Source organism: Leeuwenhoekiella marinoflava DSM 3653, from assembly GCF_900129005.1.
GTDB lineage: Bacteria > Bacteroidota > Bacteroidia > Flavobacteriales > Flavobacteriaceae > Leeuwenhoekiella > Leeuwenhoekiella marinoflava.
In genome coordinates this window covers 137,804-156,808 of sequence record NZ_FQUN01000007.1, presented here as the reverse complement: position 1 = coordinate 156,808, position 19,005 = coordinate 137,804, and the positions used below count along the sequence as shown (strand labels likewise).

Here is a 19,005-nt window from a genome sequence, read left to right as displayed (position 1 = left end):
ACTGTTATGCATATTATCATAGTAGGTTCTGGCAGAACCGGGAAACACATTATCGAAGCCGCCCTAAATGACCGTCAGGATGTGTATGTGATTGAAAAGGATAAAGAAGCCGCCAACTGGGTTGCAACGAATTTTGACTGTGTGGTCATTCACGGGGATGCGACACGATGCGAAATCTTAAAGGAGGCAAAGGCCGAAAAAGCCGATGCCATTATTGTAACGACTCACGATGATGCTGTAAATGCATTGGTTATACTTCTTGCAAAAGATTTGGGAATTAAACGCTTAGTGAGTTCTGTTAACAATGATGATCTTTTGCCGGTTTTTGAACAGCTTGGTATTGACACCGTTGAGAGTCCGCACCGTTTAAACGGAAGGTATTTGTACAGAGCGGTACAAGGTCCTAATGTTAAAGAGTTTCTGGATTTAGGAGATGGTTTTGAACTCTTGGAAATTATTGTTGAGCATCAATCCTCTATCGCTAATAAATTAATCAAAGACCTGAATAAGGAGAAAATCTTACCGACAGATACGCTGATCAACCTTATCAAAAGAAACAATCAAATTATTATTCCAGAGGGAGAAACCCGTATTTTTGTTAATGACATTGTGGTGGTTTTATCGCGCAAAAATCAGGTTTCTGCTATATCAAAGGTGTTTGGGGCAGCCAGCCTTTTAAATTAAACCAATTTCATCATCCAATTAATTAATCAGATATTTAGCTCTAAACTAATTGGAAAAATTTTCAATAAAAAAACAAATGCTAAAGTTTCAAATCGGGTGTACAATTCGGTAGTCATTAAAAATAAGGGGTTTGAAACCCTGAAAAAACGGGCACTTCCAGATCTGTTCGAGTCCCTTCAAAGATCGCAAAAGCCTCCCAATTTCTTGAGAGGCTTTTTTGTTTTTAAAAATTCTATTTAAATGATTTAGGCTTTCTTTTTCTACTCTACAAAACAAGCAACCGCTTAAAAAATGTTTTAATACAAACAGTTAAGCTAATTTCGCATTAGTGTAAACCACTTTCGACAATCTCAAAACGTATTTACTGATGTATTGTTTAAATTCGAAGCAAGGCTTCACAGTATTTATTTATCGAGTAAAAATCTATAGCATTTTACAGCACAATGAAGATTTTAGTAATTGAAGACGATCCTTCTTTAAATAAGAATATTTCTGAAGCCTTACGGGCAGAATCTTATACCGTTGTTGAGGCTTTTGACGGCTTGCTTGCCGAGCGTTTTCTTAAAAAAGAAAGCTTTGACTGTGTCGTTATGGACATTAATCTTCCCGGTAAATCAGGCTATGAGTTGTGTCGTAATTTTAGAACCTACAACACACATACCCCAGTAATCATACTTACTGCATTTAGCGAGCTAGAAGACAAAATCACAGCCTACGACTATGGGGCAGATGATTATCTAACTAAACCTTTTTTTATGCGGGAGCTGCTTTTACGCATAAAGGCGATACTCAAAAGAAGTTCTTCTAAAGATTTAGAAACATCCACCTCACAAACACTTTCTACTGGTGACATTAGCTTAAATAAAACCACTAAAAAGGTTTACCGGCAAGATCAAGAAATTAACTTAACCCCTAGAGAGTTTCAAATTCTAGAATTACTACTGGAACAAAATGGTGATTTTGTATCTAAAGATGATTTAATCGCTAAAATTTGGGGCGGTGCTTTTAATTTCAATACTAACACCATCGAGGTTTACATTAGTATGCTACGCAATAAGGTTGACAAACCTTTTAATACCAATTCAATAAAAACTAAAGTTGGCTACGGCTATTATTTAGACTTCTAATTGAACCCCCGCTTCTACAAATGAAAATACGTAACAAAATACTTTTCTATTTTTCTTCAACGGTTAGTGTACTGCTGGGAGTTGCTTTGCTGAGTATTTTTATTTTATTTTCTGAATATAGAGAAGAAGAGTTTCAGCAGCGACAAAATACAAAAATCAAGCAAACGCTTATTTTTCTCAATAAATATAAGGCTTATGGAAAAGAACTGGCTGGCGTTATGGACGAACTCACCATCAATGATTTTTATGATGAAAAGATGCTGGTTTTTAATGCTGATAAAGAACTCATTTTTGCCAGTATAGACAATCTACCTATTGCTAACTATAAAGAAATTCTCAGCGAATTAGACACTTCCAATATCTGGATTGAAACTAAAGTTGACAACTATGACATTGTAGGAGTTTACCTTAAAATAGAAAACAGCGGCTACTATGCGATTAGTAAGGCTTATGATGAAGCAGGGCACTCAAAAATTTATTTTTTAGGAAACGTCTTAATCGGAATATTTATTTTTATAACAGTAATCGTTATTCTGATTTCTATTGTTCTCTCCAATCATATTTCAAAACCCCTTACATTACTTTCTGAACGTTTAAGCAAATTTGATTTAAATCACTTGGGAGGCAGCTTTCTAAAAACTGATAAATCTTCTTATGAATTAGAATTACTTACAGAACGATTTAATGCCTTACTTAAAAAAACTAACGAAGCTTTTTTGTTTCAGAAACACGTGGTAAATCATATTTCTCACGAACTTAAAACTCCTATTTCTATTTTGGTTTCAGAATTAGAAATTTTAAAAAGCAATAGAGATCTTGATCAGGTGCACCAACTTCTGGAGGGGCAAATACAAGCTGCTAAATCCTTGGGTGATACTATTAATATTTTACTGGAGATTGCTAAATATGAAGCTGGCCAAGAGATCACTTTACAGTGCTTACGCGTAGATGAATTACTATTTGACACCATTGCAGAACTCAACAGCTTATATCCTAATCACAGCTTTGGTATTAATTATTCAAGCTTAGTAACGGGTGAAGAAGATTTGCAGGTTATGGGTAATGAAATGCTATTGAAACAAGCTTTTCAAAACCTATTGACTAATTCTGTCTCTTATGGCATTACGAAGCAAACTTCAATAACCTTTGACACGATAGCTCAAACAAAAGAATTAGCTGTTTGCATATCTAATTCCGGAAAAACCATATCTAAATCTGAAGAAAAATATTTATTTGATTATTTCTTTAGAGGAGCGAACAGTCACGGTCAAACCGGGTTTGGCTTAGGTCTCGTGCTTACTAAAAAAATAATACTACTCCATAAGGGCAGCATTCAATATTCAAGCAAAAAAGATAAGCACAATAACTTCGAAATCAAGATCCCTTTAAGCTAAATTTTAGCTGCCTTAAGGTTATTTTAAGGTCATTCCCTTGAATTTTACAGCATTAAAAGTAAAATTCATGAATCTAAACAATTGTCGCTTTTTCCTGTTGTTGCTCCTCCCCTTTGCTTCTTTCTGTCAAGAGAACGGTAAACTAGTATTGAGCTTAGAAGAAGCTGAAACGATTTTTCTTCGGGAGAACTTACAGCTACTAGCAGAGCGTCTTGAGATCCCTAAGGCTGAAGCCGAAAAACTTCAAGCAAAAGTATGGCCTAATCCCAGTCTCGAAATAGATGAGGTCAACCTCTGGACCACAGCTTATCAAAAAAGAACCGGTGAACAATTACCGGGGTTATTTGGTAGCGATAGTTTTGGGAGATTCAGACAGATTTCTGCACAAATTTCACAATTGTTTGAAACGGCCGGAAAGCGTAGAAAACGTATGGAACTAGCAGATGTTTCCGCAGAAATGGCTCAATCCTATCTTGAAGATTTTTTATCAAGCCTTAAAACCGAATTTAGAAAAACGGTTTTTTCTTTTCATTTTCATGAGCGCTATTCAGATATGCTTGAACGTCAACTTACCTCTTTGGAGAATATTGTAAATGCTTACCAGCATCAATACGATGCAGGGAATGTAAACAAGGCAGAGCTCATTCGCCTTCAGGCATCACTATTTAGCATAAAAGATGATTTAATTGAAGAGCGCAAAACCATAAACAAACTCACTAAAGAGCTTGTTGTTTTATTAAACTTTCCTGATAACACTCCGCTTTCATTTAGAGATGTATATAGCACAGATTTTAAGTATCAATTGCCCTTTAACTATACCCTAGACTATTTACAAGAACAAGCAATTCTAAACAGACCAGATTTAATCTATAGCAAATTAGAGGTTAAGCATTCTCAAAAAGAACTAGCTCTAGAAAAAGCCAGGGCTGTACCAGACGTGGAGTTTTCTGTAGGCTATGATCGGGGTGGAAACATTCTACAAGATTTTATAGGTGTAGGTGCTTCAATAGACCTTCCTTTTTTTGATCGTAATAAAGGAAATATCAAAAAAGCAGAACGAGCTGTTGAACAGCAAAACTTTTTAAACCAAAACAAACTGCTGGAAGTTAAAGAAGAAGTGCGACAGCATTATAAAAATGTTCTTGAAGCAGCTGGATTTTTTGAAACTATTAATGTCGAATATACACAAGATCTTGATACTGTAATGAATGCTTATACCGAATATTTTAAGCTTCAATCTATAAATATCATCACCTATATGGACTTTCTGGAATCGTATATAGATACTAAAAAAACCATTCTTGAAAATCAACAGGAATACTTAGATGACCTCGAAGATTTAAAATACAGTACCGGAATAGAAATTGAAAATCCTTAATGAGCATGAAAAACTTAATCACTATAAAACTAATAGGTATCTGCTTGCTTTCGGCAAGTATCCTTACTTCTTGTAAAGAAAAAGAAAAACCTGTAGTAGAATCAAAAATCTGTCTTTCTGAAAAAGAAGTAAAAGAGTTACGCCCCCTAAGCATCACAAATGATACGGTAGTAAATACACTACGCCTTAATGGTGTGGTTGCTTACAACCCTAATGCAGTTGTAAGTTATGTGAGTCTCGTAGGCGGAGTTATCACCAACACGTATTTTACACTGGGTGATAACGTTTCAAAAAATCAGGTTTTAGCTGAAATTCAGAGTACCGAACTTAATGGCATTGAAGCAGAGCTGAAACAGATTACTGCTAATCTTGAAGTGGCTAAGCGCCAACTGCAAGCGACTCAAGGCTTTTATGATGACGGTATTGCTTCAGAAAAAGAACTGATTGCAGCTAAAAGCGAAAAAGAGAGTCTGGAGTATGATATTGAAAAATTACGCACTAACCTGCGTTTATATAGTGCCAGTCAAGAAAAAGGAGTTTTTCAAATCAAAGCTCCCAGAAGTGGTTTTGTGGTAGACAATACAATCTCTGCAGGTATGCAGATAGGAGCAGAAGGAGATCCTTTATTTACCATATCAGATCTTGATGAAGTGTGGATCAATGTAAACATATACGCTTCAGATATAGCTGCGGTACGGGAGAACATGCCGGTTTCCATAAAAACCAGCAGCTACCCGGATAAAGTTTTTACAGGAAAAATAGATCGCATTTCTAATGTTTTAGAACCTGAAGTTAATGTGCTTAAAGGAAGAATCGTACTGGATAACAAAGATCTATTCCTAAAACCCGGCTTGCACGTGGAAGCTTTGGTTAAAAACAAGTCTAACCAGAAAGCCCCACATATCCCTGCAAAAGCTGTGATCTTTAATAACGATGCGTATTTCACAGTTCAGCTGACAGATCGCTGCTCTCCTACTGTTAAACCCGTTCAGATTTTATCTCAGGATGAAGACTCTTTTTACATAGCAGCAGGTCTTGATGAGGGGGATGTTATAGTTACAGAGAATGCACTGATGCTTTTTGAAAGTACATCAATAATCAATTAAACCGGAACAAAACCTACTATGGAAAAATTTACAAATGCTCTGGTTTCGTTCTCATTAAAAAATACGTTGATCGTATTTTTCTTAACAGGACTATTAGCCGTAGCCGGAGTTTATAGTTATATATACACCCCAATAGAAGCATTTCCTGACGTTACCAACACTAGAGCACGCATTATAACACAGTGGCCTGGCAGGAGCGCAGAAGAGGTAGAAAAATTTGTTACGCTACCCATTATGAAAAAAATGAACACCATTCCTAAAAAGTCTGATGTTCGTTCTATCTCATTATTTGGATTATCTGTTGTGACCATTATTTTTGAAGATGATGTAGAAGATTTTTATGCACAGCAATATGCTGCAAACCGTCTTCAGGGAATTGATTTACCAGAGGGAACTGACGCTGAAATTGATCCGCCTTATGGAGCAACCGGTGAGATTTTCAGATATGTTATAGATAGTAAACGCCCCATTAAAGAACTCGCAGCCATACAAGAATGGGTTATAGAGCGAGAACTTTTAGCAGTGCCTGGTATTTCTGACGTACAAAGTTTTGGAGGGAAAGAAAAAACCTATCAGATTCAAGTAAATCCTAATGCACTAGAGCAATACGACCTCACCCCGTTAGATTTATATGAAGCCATTACTAAAAGTAACATCAACGTAGGTGGTGATATGATTCAAAAAGGGAGTCAGGCCTATGTGGTACGCGGTGTTGGTTTACTTACCAGTATAGCAGACATAGAAAACACGTTAATCACCACCCACAACCAGACTCCGGTTTTGGTAAAAAATGTGGCTAAAGTTGCTATTAACGCAAAACCCAGATTAGGCCAAGTAAGTCTTGATGATGATGAAGACGTGGTTGAAGGGATTGTGGTTATGCTTCGTGGAGAAAATCCTGCTGAAGTTATTGACCGACTTAAAGATAAGATTCAAGAACTCAATACGCGTATTTTACCGGGTGATGTTAAGATCAAACCCTTTATTGATCGTACAGAACTGGTTAATTCTACCGTAAAAACCGTTAGTAAAAACTTAGTAGAAGGGATTGTTTTAGTCTCTCTTATTGTTTTAGTTTTTCTTTTTAACTGGCGTACCACTATTACCGTTGCCATTATAATTCCGCTTTCTTTTTTATTCAGTATTACTTTGCTTAAAATTCAAGGGATGCCGGCAAACTTAATTTCTATGGGAGCGCTGGATTTTGGTTTGCTCTTAGAAGGAACGCTGGTCATTGTAGAAGCCGTCTATGTCAAACTCGAACAAAAGTCTGCTGAACTCGGAATCAAACGTTACAATGAGACTTCAAAAACAGATATGATTAGAAAAAGTGTGAGTCATGTTGCACCGCACATTTTCTTTGCTCAGCTTATTTTAATCATTGCTCTCTTCCCTATTTTCTCTTTTCAGAAAGTAGAAGGTAAAATGTTTACACCATTAGCCTATACTTTAGGTTATGCACTTCTAGGATCACTCTTATTAAGTCTCACCTTAGTGCCGGCAATGTGTAAAGTATTGCTTAAAAACACATTTCGGTTAAGAATAACCCCGTGGTCAATTTCTTCCGTGGAAACCTATTTAAACTGTTTAATGCTGCGACAAGATACAAGCGTACAACTTTAGGAATCTTTCTAGCAATCTTTGTAATCTGTGTAGTAAAACTGTTGAATTACGGTACCGAATTTATTCCGCAATTAAACGAAGGTGCAGTTTACATCAGAGCAACCTTGCCCAATAGTGTGAGTCTTGAAGAATCTGTTAAAACCGGAAAAAAAATCAAAGCCCTGCTGCGTTCGTATGAAGAAGTAGAATTTGTACTGAATCAAACCGGGCGTCCTAATGATGGTACAGATCCTACTGGTTTTTTCAATAATGAATTCCACATTCAATTGAAAGCTCATGACGATTGGGAACGGAATTTATCAAAAGATGAACTCCTTGCAGAAATGAAAACGGATCTGGCGGAATTTAAAGGTATCACTTTTGGTTTCAGTCAGCCTATTCAGGATAACGTTGAAGAATATGTTGCAGGGGTAAAAAGCTCACTGGTTATCAAAATATTTGGTGACGACTTGTTTCTAATGGAAGATCAAGCCAATCAAGTAGCGAAAACCATCAGCAAAATTGAAGGAGTAACTGATGTTTTGGTCTATAAAAACATTGGACTTCCAGAATTGCGCATCAGCCTTCAGGAAAACAGAATGGCTCAATATGCCGTGAGTACCGAAGATGCTCAAGCCGTAATTGAGATGGCTATTGGAGGGAAAACTGCTTCGTATTTCTACGAAGACGAACGCAAATTTGATCTTCAAATTCGTTTTGAAGAAAAATACAGGGATAGTGAAGATGAGATAGGTAATATCCTTATTCCTACGCTGGATGGGCGTAAAATTCCATTAAAAAACATTGCAGATATTGAGTTTAAAACCGGTCCTGCATTTATTTATAGAGAAGGAAGCAGCCGTTATACAGGTATTGGTTTTAGTATTGATGGGCGTGATTTAGGAAACACCATAGCAGACGCTCAGAAAGCTGTTGATGAAAAAATTAATTTCCCGAAAAATACTAAAGTAGAGTGGGCAGGAGAATTTGAAAGTAAAGAACGCGCTACCAAGCAGCTCAGTTATATTGTACCTGCTGTATTACTGCTTATTGTTTTCTTATTGTATATGAATTTTGGTAATATCAAAGACACCATTGTTTGTATCTCTACGCTATCTTTTGCTTTTATTGGTGGGTTTATATCCTTATGGCTTACCGGAACCATCTTTGGAATTTCGGCAGGTATTGGCTTTATCATTCTCTTTGGCGTTTGTACCATAGATGGTATTATCCTCGTGGCAGTTATGAAAGAAAACTTCGAACATATGCCGCTTAAAAAAGCTATTTCTGAAGGTGTTTATAGTAGAATTAGACCTGTTATTATGATTGCGCTAATGGGATCTTTAGGCCTTTTACCGGCTGCTCTTTCAAACGGTATGGGTTCTGAAGTACAAAAACCTCTGGCTATTATGATTGTAGGTGGTTTATTAATCTGTATGCTATTGTCGTTTACAGTGCTCCCGCAAATATTCTATATGTTCTATAAAAAAGAAGATTCAAAAAACAGGGAAGAAGAATGAGAATAAAGTTTGATAAGTTGGTCTTGGCAATTGCGATTGTAGTCACAATTGCCTACTTCTTCCCCCACTATGGAACAGGGTCAAGCGCTTCTGTTATTAAAAAGATTAGTACAATAGGTATTGCGCTAATCTTTTTTTTCTACGGTCTAAAATTGAGTCCGTCAAAACTAAAATCTGGTTTAAGTAATTGGAAGTTACATGTGTTGATTCAGTGTAGCACATTTGTGATATTTCCGGTTTTGGTATTGCTGCTAAGACCTCTGATCCAAAATTCAGAGCAAGAAATAATTTGGTTAGCGTTTTTCTTCTTGGCAGCTTTACCATCAACCGTAAGCACGTCTGTTGTGATGGTTTCCTTGGCAAAAGGGAATCTACCGGCCGCAATATTCAACTCCAGTATTTCAGGAATAATAGGCATTCTAATAACTCCGCTTTGGATAGGCCTTTTTGTAGAAGACACTCAAGTAACTTTTGACTTTTCTGAAATTTACATCAGCCTTGTTTTACAGGTTTTATTTCCGGTATTTTTAGGAGCTTCTCTTCAACGCTTTTTAGAAAAATTTATAGAGAAACACAGTAAGAAACTTACCATGTTTGACAAGTCTATAATCCTATTGATTATCTATAAAAGTTTTGCAGAATCATTCTCCGAAAATCTTTTTAGCACTATATCCATAATAGATATCGTTGCTATTTTAGCAGGAGTTTTATTGCTGTTTGGGTTCATCTTCTTGTTCGTTAATTTCATTTCTAAAAAACTTGGCTTTTCTATAGAAGATCGTATAGCTGCACAATTTTGCGGAACCAAAAAGTCACTGGTTCACGGTACCGTTTTTTCTAAAATACTCTTTGGCAATATGGCTGCTATAGGCATCATTCTACTCCCTTTAATGCTGTTTCATATTTCTCAAATTGTTATCATAAGTATTATTGCTTCGAGGTATAAGGATAGAGATGAGTTAATAATCACCAATTAATAAGCATCTTAAAAGTCAGTTTTATCAAATTGAATTTAAAGCTACTTAAACAGTACAGTATGCAATCTTATTCTAAGTCTTTCAGCCCATCAAGGCCGTAAGACGCTTATAAAAGTGCTTTTCTTCCCTAATACACACCCGAGCTCATCATATTTCTAACATCAAGTAAGTATCTATCATAAACTCCAAGTAAACCGACACAAAAATCTAAAATAAAACAACTTATTAAATTTTTTAAATCTTGTGCATGACGATTAATTTCGTGTTCCACTTTTTAAGAGGCAATAAAAAAACAATTTTAATTTCTAAAGCATCAATTAAAATCAAAACATTAATTACCAAACACTTAAACACAAGAATTAGCTTTTATAATTCGTATTATATAAAAAATTATTATTTCTAAAACAGGGTTGCTTGGTAAATTTATTTTTATCACATTTGTAAATGTAAAAAACACATTTATTTTTTTATGCTTTCCGAAATCGATATAGTTTTTTGTAATTATTCAAAAAACTATATCTAAAACTTTTAGGTTTTATTTGAAAATAAATTACAGTTCTAATGTATCTACTAAACAAATGTTTAATGAGTAAATTTTAAAATTAATCTATGACAAAAGCTATTTCTCCACGCAATAAACTTCACTGTTCGCTATTACTTTTTGTATTATTAATAAGCTCTATTACTTATGCTCAAACCAGAGTTCTAGAAGGAAACATACAAGATCCAGACAGCCTACCGTTACCAGGTGCAAACGTTATCGTAAAAGGGACTTCAAACGGTACTACTACTGATTTTGATGGTAATTTTACTCTTAACATACCCGACGACGAGAACGTTACAGTCATTGTTACTTTCATCGGGTATAAATCAAAAGAAATCAATGTTAATGGGAAGAGTCGTATTGACGTCACCCTAGAATCTGATCTAGAAGCTTTAAGCCAAGTGGTGGTGGTAGGTTATGGTACGAAAGAAAAAAAGGACGTAACTGGCGCAATTAGTACGATTCAAACCGATGACATCACGCGAACCACCTCAACAACAACTGCCGGAGCACTTGCAGGTAAAATACAAGGGGTTTCAGTAAGAGCTCAGGACGCAAGACCTGGTAGAGGCGCATCCCTTGAAATACGTAATATGGGAAATCCTCTCTATGTTATTGATGGCATACCTTATGGGGGAGACACGGGCAGAGACTGGGTACAGTCTACAGGGAACTCAGGTAACGATATGTTTAACTCCATAAACCCGGAAGATATAGAAAGTATCACCATCTTAAAAGATGCCTCTGCTGCGGTTTACGGAATGCGTGCTGCTAATGGAGTAGTACTGGTAACAACGAAAAAAGGAAAAAATAATGACACACCCAAAGTAAGTATTAACAGCTACTATGGATGGCAGAATTTAACCCGTTTTCCTGAGTTAGCAAATGCAGCTCAATTTACTCGTGGACTAGTTGAAGCAGCACAAAATCAAGGAAGTGACCCGAACCTAATCTATACTCCTGAAGAGCTTGAGAAGTGGCAGCAAGGCGTTGAACCGGGTTATCAGAGCTATGATTACTACGATTTTCTAATACGCGACAACGTGCCACAATATCATCTCAATGCGAGTGTTAGTGGAGGAACCGAAAACACTAACTATTATCTTTCCTTAGCTAATACCAATCAAAAGGCACTACTTAATGATTTTTCATACGACCGTACTAATATTCAGGCCAATCTGGAATCTAAAATTGGTAAACGATTAAAAGTGGGTACCCAGATAAGCGGGAGATTAGAAAAAACTAAAGATGTTGGACTTCCAGGTGGAGACGGTTATTTTTCTGCGATATTAGGGGTTTTCAGCAATTTACCCACCACTCCTCCCTACGCAAATAACAATCCTGAATATCCCAACCATATACGTGATTTCTCCAGAAACCCGGCACTTTTTAATCGTGAAACGTTGGGTTATAAAGATAACTATGCACGTAACCTTAACATGAATGTTTTTGCAGAATATGAATTTAGTTTTGGGCTAAAAGCACGAGGAACATACTCCTATAATTACAGCAACAACAAATTTGACGGATTTCAATATACATATGATGTATTTACCTATGATGAAAGCAATGACACCTACAACCGTACTGGTGGGGCTGATGGAGGGTGGCGCTATCAAACAGAAAGAGAAGACATCAGTACTTTTACTCAATTCAAACTGGATTATGCAAAAGACTTTGGAGACCACTCGATCACTGTGATGGGGGCTTTTGAACGGACAGATTTTGAACAAGATTACCTACAACTAGGTACTAATCCCTCTAATAACTACCTGCCTCTTTTAGAATTTGACAACCTCAATTCATTTAATGACAGCTGGAACTATCAAGCCCGTGCAGGGTTTATCGGTAAGATTAATTATAGCTATAAAGACAAGTATCTGATAGAACTATTGGGAAGGTATGATGCCTCATACCTCTATCCGCCAGGAGAACGTTGGGGCTTCTTTCCGGGTATTTCCGCAGGTTGGCGTATTTCTGATGAAAACTTCTTTAAACCGTTACGCAACATAGTAAGTGACCTAAAAATACGGGCATCAACTGGTCAAACTGGACAAGAACAAGGTGTAGGGATGTTTGACTACTTAGGGGGGTATAATTGGGCTAATGGAAATGCTGTGTTAAATGGAAACTTTGTCAATGGAATACGACCTCGAGGTTTACCTATTAGAAATCTTTCTTGGGTGAAAAACACAAGTACCAACGTTGGTATAGATTTAAGCATGTTTAAAAATAAACTAAGTGTTACTGCGGATGTCTTCCAGATACGAAGAACAGGAGTTCCTGCTCCTCGTTATGACGTATTGCTACCTAGCGAGGTGGGATATTCTTTACCAAATGAAAATCTTAACGAAAACGGTTATAATGGCGCAGAGGGTATTATCACTTACCGAGATAATATTGGGGAATTTAATTATAGAGTTAGTGGTAATATGACCTACTCTCGTTATAAAAGTATTTCTACATACAAACCCCGCTTTGGTAATTCTTGGAGTGAATATCGTAACTCTATAGAAGACAGATGGGGTGGCATTAATTGGGGCTATCAAGTAGTAGGCCGTTTTGAGTCGGAAGAACAAATTAGAAACTATGAAGTTGATATCGACGGGCAAAATAATCAAAATCTGCTGCCAGGGGATTTTATTTATAAAGATGTGAATGAGGATGGGATTATCAATTGGATGGATGAACGTCCTATAGGTTACCCTACAAATTGGTCTCCAATGATTTCCTACGGGGCAACTTTTGGGATGGATTATAAAAACATTGACCTAACTATTGACTTAGCAGGTGCATCTATGCAATCATGGTCTCAGAATTATGAACTCCGAAACCCATTTCACGCCGGCGGAAATTCTGCCGCTTATTTACTAGAAGACCGCTGGCATCGTGCTGACCCCTACAACCCTGACAGCGAATGGATTCCCGGTAGGTATCCGGCCATTCGTAATGGTACAGTAGGCCCTAATGCACGTAACAGTGATTTTTGGTTAACGAATGTATGGTTTCTGAGGGTTAGAAATATTGAACTAGGATATACGTTCCCAAAGCAGCTTATTTCTAAACTACATGTTGATCGCTTTCGGGTATATGCCACTGCATCTAACCTGATTTCATTTGATAACGTTAAAAAATTTGGTATTGATCCTGAAATTTCGGCAAGTGCTGCCGTAGTTTACCCACAACAACAAACCATTGTGGTCGGATTAAACCTTTCACTATAATATTTAAAGAGCTTATTATGAAATATACGCTACTATTACTTATACTTTGCGCTTCGTTTGCTACCGTGAGTTGCAACAATGAAGACTGGCTTGAACGGGATCCCAAAAACATCATTACCGATGAGCAATTGTGGAACGACCCTCAGTTAATAACATCTTTATTAGCTAACTATTATGATCGACTTCCTACTTTCCACGGTGTTTTCAATACGGGAGGTATGACTGAAATCGATGATGCGATGTGGTCGGGACACTTTGACCAAAATTGGCGTAATGATTTTCAATACGGATATGATTACGGGAGGTATTGGGATTATACGTTTATCAGAGACATCAATTTAGCTCTTGATAACATAGAAACCTTTAGTACTGAGATTGGAGACGAGCAAAAAAATCTGTTTACATCAGAATTGCGATTCATTAGGGCCTTTGTTTATTTTGAGCTTGTTAAGCGAATGGGTGGAGTTCCTCTCGTCACAGAACAACTCATTTATGACTTCGGAGGAGATCCTGAATACCTACAAATTCCTAGAAGCAAGGAACACGAAGTCTATGATTTTATATACTCTGAACTAGAAACTATTAAATCTGATTTACAAGCTAATAATGGTAGTCAGACTCGAGCCAATGAGTTTACCGCACTGGCTTTAGAAAGTCGGGCGATGTTGTATGCTGCGTCTATAGCTAAATACAACAACCTGATGGATACGCCTATAAACCTACCAGGTGGTGAAGTAGGTATCCCTGCTGAAATGGCAAAGGATTATTATGAAAAATCTCTACAAGCTTCGCAAAGTATCTTACAAGACGGCGGCTATGCGCTTTATGATGAGAATCCTGATAAGCAGGCAAACTTCTATGAAATGATGATGAATAAAGGAAATGCTGAAGTCATATTTGCAAAGGATTATGTCAACAGCCTTAAAACACATGGATTTACGTTTGAAAACATCCCACGTAGCCTTACTGAAGATAATGAATACCCTAGTAACCTCACCCCTTCTTTAAATTTGGTAGAGAGTTTTGATTATCTTGATGGCGGTGAAGGAAGCCTAAATATTACTGATGCTTCAGGGGATCCTATTGTCTATGAAGATATAAACGGTATTTTTGCGAACAAAGATGCTCGTTTATACGGAACTGTGATCTACCCGGGTACAACTTTTAAAAGTGCACCTGTTAAGATGCAGGCCGGGGTTGCTGTGTGGAATGACTCTGATTACGAATTGCTCGCTTCTCAAGATCTAGGATCTAATTACAGCGACGAGGGCTTGTGGACGGGAGCAGATGGTCCACAGGATAACACTCAATTTGTTTCAAACACGGGTTTTTATGCACGTAAGTTTTTAAGTGATGCACCAGGAGCCAGTCTTAGAGGAGTTGCTTCAGAAAACTGGTGGCCCTGGTTTAGACTAGGTGAAATTTATCTAAATGCTGCCGAAGCAGCTTTTGAACTAAATCAGGAGGGTGTAGCAACTACCTATATAAATACACTTAGAGAACGTGCTGGATTCCCTGAAAATAGTATTACAGATTTAAATATTGAAGACATCCGTAAGGAACGTCGCGTAGAATTAGCTTTTGAAGATCACCGTTATTTTGATTTGAAACGCTGGAGAATTGCTCACGAGGTCTGGGATGGGGACATCAATAATGAAGATGCAGCAGTTTTTGCATTATTTCCTTATCGTATTGTACGCCCAGGACATCCGGATAATAATAAATATATCTTCAATAAGTTCACACCTACCCGATTTAGACGTGCCCGTTTTTTTAGATTGGGTAACTATTATGCCTCTATCGATCAAGGGGTATTAAACAACAATCCTAAATTAGTACGAAATCCATTTCATTAGAAAAAATGATTTTAAATAATACAGTTGATTTTTACACTTAAAAACGCATACAATTATGAAGAAAAAATGGCTTTATTTACTTACACTCACCTTTGCTGCAAGTCTAGTGAGTTGTGAATTAGATAATATTGATGCACCAAGTGCAAGACTTGAAGGAAATGTAGTCTATGAAGGTGAAAACCTTAATGTACGTTCAAATAGTGCTCAATTAGAGTTATGGCAGGACGGTTATGCTTTGAATGAATTCATTCCCGTTTTTATCGCTCAAGATGGCTCTTACTCAGCATCCCTGTTTAATGGTGAGTATAAGCTTGTGCGTAAAGGTGGTGATCCCTGGTTGCCACAACTTAATGACACAATAATCGTTCAAGTAAACGGAAATACCCTCTTAGATGTACCGGTAACACCTTACTTCACAATCAAAAATGAAGCGTATAGTATTTCTGGAAACACCATAAGCGCAACATTCGACGTTAATCAAATTGTAGATTCAAGCGTTTTACAGGAAGTAGTTATTGTATTAGGTGAGTCAGTACTTGTAGATGAAAACATACAGGATGCTATTGCCCGTTATAGTGCTGATACTATTAACATTGACTCATCAACATCCTTAAGCATTGAGATCCCTGAAAATATGAGAGATCTAGAATATCTATTTATTCGTACAGCTTTAAAGTCAAACTCAAGCAACGAGTATATTTATACTAATTCTTACCGTTTAGAACTATAAATCAGAAGTCATCTAGTATTAAAGATGCTCCGTACAAATACTTAACAATTGTACGGAACATCTTTTTTAAGTTTTGACAGCTAAAATTATTATCCCCTAACAATGACACTACCTTCCGGTAATTAGAATAAATAATACAGGCCTCTCAGGTCTTTAGTTAATCAAAAAACTATACTAAAAACAAAAGCTCCTAAAAGCTGATCTTCTATTCTTTCAAGTCATTTTAAACAATCCCTTTTCGTGTAAGTTTTACTATTAGATGTGTAGAATTTTTTACATCAAACTGTATAAAAATCTTGCTCACTCGCTTATCTAAAGAGCTCTTACTATTAGGCTTTAAATCAGGTTTTATTTAACATTTTCTAATTTCACGCTTACTGAATCCGTCTGCTAAATCTTTGATTATGATTAAATCCAATTCTTCAAGATCAATTACAGTATTAGTTGCGCTTAAATCTTTCTGAGGAGAAACAAAACTTTTATTTTCAAATACGGTAGTTACTGCTTCTATTAAGTCATTTAAACTGCGGCGTCCCTTACTTACATAACCATTAATCTGATATTCTAAAAATAGCGCTTGCACTTTAAAAGGGCGATCTTCTACAGAATTTACGATGATTTTTAAATTTGAGGCTGCTCGTGCTACTTTCATCAAATCTGATCAAAGAAAAACACCCATTCAATTTACGCCTCCCTTATAATATTCCAGAACCTTATTACGCAAAACGTATTCATACTTTACAGTAGTAAGATTGATACGCGCATTGTCTAACTTATTCTTACTGATAAGGTATTCTACGCTAGTAGAAACACCAAGATTGAAGCGCGTCTCATTAATACGGAAAGAATCTTCAAAAGCGGCTTCCTGTTCTGTGAGTTTTGTTAAACGTATATAAGCGGCTTCTGTATCGTTATATGCTTGCTGTATATTTTGTTTTAGGGAAAGTTTAGTCTGCTCGAGATTTAGTTTAGCCTGATCCTTTTCTATCTTTTGTAACTGAACCGCATTTTTTGCCTGAAATCCATTAAATAAAGGAATGCTTACCGATACTCCTGCAGTAGAATTGAGGTTGTTATTAAACTGATCTGTATAAGAAATCGTAGATGCATCAAACAAATTTTCTTCGGTAAACACTGAATACTCAGTCCCCGAAACCGTAACAAAATCACCGGTTTGTTTTAGCTGCGTTCCGGCATCGTCAAACACTCTGGCGGCACTTGAATAGTTGGTTCCTAAATTAGCAAACACACGTATCTCTGGGCTGTACTGTGAGCGGGCAACAACTACTCCTTTAGTAGCAGCCTCCAAACGTAACTCTTTTGCTCTTACTGAAGCTAGATTTAAAAGAGCCTCTTCATAGATTGCTGCTGCGGTATCTTCTCGCTCTTGAAAATCTAGCAACAGCGTTAATTCATCAGCATTAATATTCACATTGGCATTCAACAAGGTTTCTAATGATGTGACCGCATTTTTAAGGTTGTTATGCGCCTCAGCCACCGATGCTTCGTCAGTTGCAACTTGCCCCTGTAAATCCCGGTATGCAGCAGGGTCTCCGGTTTCTTCTTCCTGCATTTTAGCTAAACGTTGCAGTTGTTCCTGAGAAGTGAGCACTCGGGATTGTGCCAATTTTAATAATTCTCTGGAATTTAAAACCTGTAAAAAAGCGAGTGTAACATCTAAAATCAGGTTTTGCTGCGCTTCCTTATGCTCCATTACAGCCGCAGCTTTATTCAGACTGCTTTGTTTGAGTGTGTTCAGCAATCTAAAACCGTTAAATACCGTTGCGCTTAGACTAAGACCTGCATTAGAATAGGTAAGTTGCTCATTGACATAAGCGTTCGTAAACGGATCAATACTCCGCCCGTTACTCAGACCTAGATTATAATCTGCATTAAGCCCCGGCAGTAACGCATTGCGACTTTGTTTGTATCTGATTGCTTCGGTTTCTGCGTTTAAATCTGCAGTTTTTAGGTCCAGGTTATTTGCTAAAGCAAGTGCTATAGATTGCTCTAAGTTTAAAGATTTGCTCTGTTCTTGCGCGTTCAATTTTAAAAAGGAAACACCCAACAGAACTACTAAAAATAGTCTGTAAAACATAGTTTTTTGATTGATGATGATTGAAGCATTGCAGCACAAGCCGCAATGCATTTTACTTTTTAGGTGGAAAAAGCTGATTAGGCTTTTACTTTACTTCCATCTAAGAGATTGATAATTCGGTTCCCATATTCCGCATTAGACTCAGAATGTGTGGCTTGAATTATGGTTACCCCTTCCTGATTCAATTCTTTAAAAAGCCGCATAATTTCTTCGCCTTGTTTAGAATTGAGATTTCCGGTAGGCTCATCAGCAAGAATGAGTTTAGGCTTGGCTATTAAAGCACGGGCGATACCCACAAGCTGCTGTTGTCCGCCACTCAACTGCGCCGGAAACAGGTCTTTTTTTCCTACAATATTGAAACGATCCAGCATATCTGCAACCAGGGCTTTTCGCTCTGCGGACTTGATATTCTTATACAATAAGGGGGTTTCGATGTTTTCATAAACCGTTAATTCATCAATAAGATGATAAGCCTGAAACACAAAACCGATGTATTCTTTATACAATTTAGATCGATGCTTTTCTTTAAGCGTATGTACAGATTCATCCAGAAAATCATATTCGCCTTCCTGAAACTCGTCAAGCATCCCGATGACATTGAGCAGTGTAGATTTTCCGGATCCCGAAGGTCCCATAATGGAAATAAATTCGCCTTCTTTAACCTGAAGACTGATATCATTCAGCAGAAAAACACGTTTCCCTCCTTGTTTGACCCATTTGTAAATATGATTGAGTTGTAGTAGCATGATTTGTGTTATTTGTATT

12 protein-coding genes and 1 pseudogene are annotated in these 19,005 nt (G+C 37.0%); 10 read left to right on the top strand and 3 right to left on the bottom strand.

The features are described from left to right. Positions 1-6: 6 nt before the first annotated feature. From BUB91_RS06680 to BUB91_RS06635, 10 genes and pseudogenes are all read left to right on the top strand, one after another. The gene (locus tag BUB91_RS06680; protein ID WP_073098459.1) at positions 7-684 is read left to right on the top strand and encodes a potassium channel family protein; all 678 of its coding nucleotides are present in this window, start codon (positions 7-9) and stop codon (positions 682-684) included. Between the two features lie 443 nt (positions 685-1,127). Next, on the top strand, positions 1,128-1,811 hold the full coding sequence (locus BUB91_RS06675) for a response regulator transcription factor (protein ID WP_073098458.1): 684 nt from the start codon (positions 1,128-1,130) through the stop codon (positions 1,809-1,811). A gap of 20 nt (positions 1,812-1,831) precedes the next feature. Then, positions 1,832-3,205 carry a sensor histidine kinase gene (locus BUB91_RS06670; protein WP_073098457.1) on the top strand — a complete coding sequence of 458 codons (1,374 nt, stop codon included), beginning with the start codon at positions 1,832-1,834 and terminating at the stop codon, positions 3,203-3,205. Positions 3,206-3,272: 67 nt separating this feature from the next. Then, complete coding sequence (locus BUB91_RS06665; protein ID WP_073098456.1) at positions 3,273-4,583, top strand: TolC family protein; 1,311 nt, start codon at positions 3,273-3,275, stop codon at positions 4,581-4,583. A 5-nt stretch (positions 4,584-4,588) separates the two neighbouring features. Continuing rightward, positions 4,589-5,689 (top strand): efflux RND transporter periplasmic adaptor subunit, encoded by a 1,101-nt coding sequence (locus tag BUB91_RS06660; RefSeq protein WP_164917832.1) that lies wholly within the window; start codon positions 4,589-4,591, stop codon positions 5,687-5,689. A gap of 18 nt (positions 5,690-5,707) precedes the next feature. Next, positions 5,708-8,811, top strand: a pseudogene (locus BUB91_RS06655) (efflux RND transporter permease subunit). After that, complete coding sequence (locus tag BUB91_RS06650) at positions 8,808-9,788, top strand: bile acid:sodium symporter family protein (RefSeq protein ID WP_073098454.1); 981 nt, start codon at positions 8,808-8,810, stop codon at positions 9,786-9,788. The pseudogene BUB91_RS06655 and the gene BUB91_RS06650 overlap by 4 nt, the downstream one beginning before the upstream one ends. 609 nt (positions 9,789-10,397) lie before the next feature. Continuing rightward, entirely contained in the window at positions 10,398-13,556 is a 3,159-nt protein-coding gene (locus BUB91_RS06645) for a SusC/RagA family TonB-linked outer membrane protein (RefSeq protein WP_073098453.1), read from the top strand. Positions 13,557-13,573: 17 nt separating this feature from the next. Continuing rightward, positions 13,574-15,412 carry a RagB/SusD family nutrient uptake outer membrane protein gene (locus tag BUB91_RS06640; RefSeq protein WP_073098452.1) on the top strand — a complete coding sequence of 613 codons (1,839 nt, stop codon included), beginning with the start codon at positions 13,574-13,576 and terminating at the stop codon, positions 15,410-15,412. A 55-nt stretch (positions 15,413-15,467) separates the two neighbouring features. Then, entirely contained in the window at positions 15,468-16,142 is a 675-nt protein-coding gene (locus BUB91_RS06635; protein WP_073098451.1) for a DUF3823 domain-containing protein, read from the top strand. A 352-nt stretch (positions 16,143-16,494) separates the two neighbouring features. Here the strand turns inward: BUB91_RS06635 and BUB91_RS06630 are convergent, their stop codons facing one another. The 3 genes from BUB91_RS06630 to BUB91_RS06620 form a co-directional block, all read right to left on the bottom strand. Further along, on the bottom strand, positions 16,495-16,794 hold the full coding sequence (locus BUB91_RS06630) for a response regulator transcription factor (RefSeq protein WP_073098450.1): 300 nt from the start codon (positions 16,792-16,794) through the stop codon (positions 16,495-16,497). Between the two features lie 27 nt (positions 16,795-16,821). Beyond that, a complete protein-coding gene (locus BUB91_RS06625; RefSeq protein WP_073098449.1) occupies positions 16,822-18,240 on the bottom strand; it encodes a TolC family protein in 1,419 nt (472 codons plus the stop codon). A 77-nt stretch (positions 18,241-18,317) separates the two neighbouring features. Continuing rightward, positions 18,318-18,986 (bottom strand): ABC transporter ATP-binding protein, encoded by a 669-nt coding sequence (locus tag BUB91_RS06620; RefSeq protein ID WP_073098448.1) that lies wholly within the window; start codon positions 18,984-18,986, stop codon positions 18,318-18,320. Positions 18,987-19,005: the final 19 nt, after the last annotated feature.